Source organism: Muribacter muris, assembly GCF_004569585.1.
In the GTDB taxonomy this organism is placed as follows: domain Bacteria; phylum Pseudomonadota; class Gammaproteobacteria; order Enterobacterales; family Pasteurellaceae; genus Muribacter; species Muribacter muris.
This window is the reverse complement of the sequence record NZ_SPPA01000051.1, coordinates 1-4,023: the sequence shown is the minus strand read 5'-3', so window position 1 is coordinate 4,023 and position 4,023 is coordinate 1. Positions and strand designations below refer to the sequence as shown.

Annotated in this window: 5 protein-coding genes; 4 read left to right on the top strand and 1 reads right to left on the bottom strand. The window is 38.3% G+C overall.

Annotation, left to right across the window (positions count from 1 at the left end):
* A partial coding sequence (gene istA, locus E4T80_RS12405) for an IS21 family transposase (RefSeq protein ID WP_135058696.1) occupies window positions 1–1,178 on the top strand: 1,178 nt, incomplete at its 5' end.
* A 19-nt stretch (window positions 1,179–1,197) separates the two neighbouring features.
* Window positions 1,198–1,923, top strand: a complete 726-nt coding sequence (istB, locus tag E4T80_RS12400; protein ID WP_018355665.1) for an IS21-like element helper ATPase IstB — start codon at window positions 1,198–1,200, stop codon at window positions 1,921–1,923.
* A 55-nt stretch (window positions 1,924–1,978) separates the two neighbouring features.
* On the opposite strand, the gene E4T80_RS12395 is transcribed toward istB, so the two are convergent.
* On the bottom strand, window positions 1,979–3,019 hold the full coding sequence (locus E4T80_RS12395) for an IS1595 family transposase (RefSeq protein WP_135058695.1): 1,041 nt from the start codon (window positions 3,017–3,019) through the stop codon (window positions 1,979–1,981).
* Between the two features lie 86 nt (window positions 3,020–3,105).
* Here E4T80_RS12395 and E4T80_RS12390 point away from each other — a divergent pair, with 86 nt between their 5' ends.
* Together E4T80_RS12390 and E4T80_RS13055 are read left to right on the top strand one after the other, a co-directional pair.
* A complete protein-coding gene (locus E4T80_RS12390; RefSeq protein WP_228064869.1) occupies window positions 3,106–3,462 on the top strand; it encodes a helix-turn-helix domain-containing protein in 357 nt (118 codons plus the stop codon).
* Between the two features lie 5 nt (window positions 3,463–3,467).
* Window positions 3,468–4,023: hypothetical protein (locus E4T80_RS13055; RefSeq protein WP_209304383.1), on the top strand; the 556-nt coding region annotated here is incomplete at its 3' end.

Sequence of the window (4,023 nt, the reverse complement as noted above, 5' to 3'; positions counted from 1 at the left end):
CCCCACCCGCTACGGCTGTTTTTATTCCTCAAAAATTTCCACTCGGTGAGTCTTATCAATTTGATTGGAGTATTGAGAAAGTGGTGTTAAATGGGGTTGAAACGACGGTAAATATCGCGCATTTTCGTCTTTGTCATTCTCGTGCTTATTATGTCCGAGCTTATTTTAGACAAACCTTAGAAATGCTTATCGATGCACATAATCACGCCTTTACTTATTTTGGAGGTGTCCCCTCTCGGGGAATTTATGATAACCCTAAAACCATTGTCAAACAGATAAAACGAGGCAAAGAGCGGTCATTTAATGAGGGATTTTTGGCAATGATGAACCATTTTCTCATTGAGCCTGTTGCTTGTACACCGGCCTCAGGTTGGGAGAAAGGTCAAGTCGAGCGACAAGTTCAAACACTCCGTAAGCGGCTTTTCCGCCCTTTATTGGCTTTCTCTTCCCTTGAGCCGTTAAATGATTATTTAAGAGATTGGTGCATAAGGCAGATTCAAACTCAATCCTGGGTTGAAGATAAACAACAGACGGTGGCTCAACGGTTGGAAAAAGAACGTGAAAAACTCTCTCCTTTTAAACCCTATTTAGGTTATCGCACCACTCGCTTACTCGTTAATACCTCTGCGTTGATTCTCTTTGATACCCACCGATATAGTGTACCCTGCCATTTATGTGGAAAGGAAGTGATAGCTCAAATAGGTGCACAAGAGATAGTGCTTGTTTATCAGAACCAAATTGTTGCTCGCCACCCGAGACAATTTATCAAAGGAGGAACCAGTTATAATCCCCTTCATTATTTGTCCGCCTTAAAGAAAAAACCGGGGGCATTACGACATGGTGAGCCCTTTCAAGGCTGGGTACTTCCTCCTGCTATTAAAACCCTTCAACATCACTTACTCAAACAACCTCGCGGTGACAAGGCGATGGTTAAGCTTCTGAGTTTAATTGCGGATTTTGGCGAAGAAGTCGGCGTGACTGCCGCAGAGCTCGCATTAGAACAAGGATTACCTACTGTTGAAGCTGTACTGAATATTATCTTAAGATTGACTGAACCAACAGTCCCTAAAATAGAGAGTCGACACGTTGCGCTGCGTTGTCCGCCTAAAGCAAATCTCAGTCAATTTGACCAACTCCTTCAATATCGAAGAACCACTACCTTTCCTTCACTAAAATAAAACAGACAAGGAGATAATAATGGAAAGACAAGACTATATTGCATTACTACAACAGCTTAAATTAACAACAATGGCAAATGAATTTGACGATATCGTGATTGAAGGTGTTCGACGCAAACGCCCGACGCTCGATATTCTCGCACGTTTACTAAATGTTGAAATCACACAACGAAGCATTAACCAAACTTTAGGGCGGATTAAACGTGCTAAGTTTCCCCAACAAAGAACCTTTGCTGAATTTGATTTTAAGCAAAGCCTTTTAGATGAAGCCCGCTTTCAACTTTTGCTGGATGGTGAATATATTAAAGCCAAGCGTAATATTATTTTAGTGGGTGGTCCAGGTACAGGAAAAACGCACTTAGCGACGGCATTTGGCATCCAAGCTGCAGAACAAGGCTATAAAGTACGATTTTGGAACGTATTGGATTTGGTGAATCAGCTTGAGCTGGATAATCAAATGAAACAATTTAAGCTTGTCCCTCAGATGGTCCGCCAAGATGTCATCATTTTGGATGAGCTAGGCTACTTACCCTTTAGTCAAAAAGGTGGGGCATTACTGTTTCATTTAATGAGTCAACTTCATGAAAATACCAGTGTTATCATTACGACAAACCTTGAGTTTTCAGAGTGGGGCACCCTATTTACTGAGGCAAAAATGACAAATGCACTTTTAGATAGGTTAATTCACCATTGCCATATTTTAGAAACGGGTAATGAATCTTATCGATTTAAACATCGTAATTAAGAAATAATAAAAGTGGATCACTTTTAAAGGATCTTTGTGGTTCAATTTTGGAAGATCATTGACACCACAAGACCTCTTGATGTACGATTTTACGTTGCCAATAGCCACACCACTCATTGTTTTCGTTGGTGGTATGTAGGCATTTGTCTAAGATATCATTAAACTGCCAGCCGTTAGGCTTTCTACGGTTATCTTCACGATAAGCCACTTCATTCGCATAATTGAGTAAATAGGCATTGCTCATTTTATGCACTTGTCCGTAATACATTCGTTTAAAACGACTGAACAGGCTTTCCGCTTGGTTATTCGTTACGCCTAAATCGCTGCGGTATTCTTCCTTGTGATTGACCGTGCGTAAATCGTAACGAGGTAATAGCACATCGTAGGCAGAGCTTTCATCAGTATTGATACGGCTATTCGCTTGAATAAAACGATTCGCAAAGGTGCTGACTATCGGTTGTGTTTCGGATTTTGCGACCATTACCAGTGAACGTTTTGCTCCACAATGCAGCACACTCTCACGCTTCTCATTGACCGTGTAATGCTCACGAGCGACAATCACACAGCGTTTATCGGGGTGTTGATTAGCTTTCAAGCGGTAATCCAAGCGGTCAGATTTCTTGTTTTCTTTGCGAGGGGCGGGGTGAACATAAGTACCGTCCATATCCACTTCCCCTGATAGGGGTTGTAAATCTCGTTTATCTAATAAGGCTTTGCGGATTTTATGCGACAATACAAACGCTGTGCGGTAATTGACACCTGCATCACGAGCCAGTTGCAATGAAGAAATGCCTTTGGCAGCATTTACGAATTTGACGATGATGTAGAGATAGGTTTGCAGCGACTTCTTACGATTAGCAAAAATCGTGCCTGATGTAATGCTGAATGTATGATTACAATGTTTGCATCGCCACTGTTTGCGACTGGCAATAAAATAGGCTTTATGTTGTACGCTACATTTCGGGCAGCACACATTTTCCTGACTTCCCCAACGAATTTCACACAGCATTGCAAACGCTTCGTCATCAGATAGGCGGGCTATCTGTAATGACGAAAGCGTGCGGGCTTTGCTGGTTAAGAGAAAGTGTTGAGCCATATTAATAGATAAAGCTGTCTTTTATTGACAAAAAAAAGGTTATATAATATATAGGTGTATAATATACGCATTTGAATCAAAAGTCAATGAGTGGTATCTATATGCGTATATTTGAGCGTCTAAAATTAGTTTGTGAGGAAAGGAAATGGAAGTTAAAGGATTTCTCCGAAATAACGGGGCTTCCTTATAGAACTGCTCAAGGTTATCTTAATGGTTCAAGAGAACCCAATTCAGAGGGGTTATCCATCATTTGTGAAAAAACAAATATAAACTTGAACTGGCTGGTTTGCGGAAAAGGGGCTGTATTTGGTGAAGGGTCTATGGATTTATCTATGACTGAGATTAAGTTGTTAAACGATTTTAGAAAATGTAATGAGATCGGGAAGAAAGCTATTTTAGTTAATTGTAATGCGGTTTCTGAAATTATTGAATTTAAAGGTTAAATATTATGCGATTTAATATATCTAAAATTGGAAAAGTCAGATCGACTGAAATTGAATTAAATGATCTCACCATAATTTGTGGAAAGAATAATACTGCCAAAACATATATAACGTATACTTTATATGGATTCATGGATTTTATTTCAAATCTCAGATTTGAAATATCAGATTTTTTTAAAGATGACTTAATGATTTTTGAGACTTCTGAAGAAGCAGAAGTAATAATATCAATAAATCGTTTAAAAGACTTTGTTAAAAATGATTTGGTACAACAATTCTCTAGAACCATACCTAATTTATTTTCTAGCAAAAATAAAGCATTTAATAATTCTTCATTAAGTTTATTAGATGATTTTAATATAAAAGACATTGATTTTAACAGACTTGCTTTTATTGGTGATTTTGCAATTGAAATAGAAAAAAGAAAAGAAGGTGAGTATTTTTCCATAAGTAAAACAAGTTTACAAAATGAAAGTTTAAAAAATAAAGATGAGTTAAGCCCTGATTTACTTTATTTTGCAATTAATAATGAGATTAAAGTTATAATAAGGGCTGTCTCTT

Excerpts from the sequence above, each read along its gene's own strand:
- E4T80_RS12395 (WP_135058695.1), bottom strand. The coding sequence starts at position 3,019 with ATGGCTCAACACTTTCTCTTAACCAGCAAAGCCCGCACGCTTTCGTCA.
- E4T80_RS12390 (WP_228064869.1), top strand. The coding sequence starts at position 3,106 with ATGAGTGGTATCTATATGCGTATATTTGAGCGTCTAAAATTAGTTTGT.
- istB (WP_018355665.1), top strand. The coding sequence starts at position 1,198 with ATGGAAAGACAAGACTATATTGCATTACTACAACAGCTTAAATTAACA.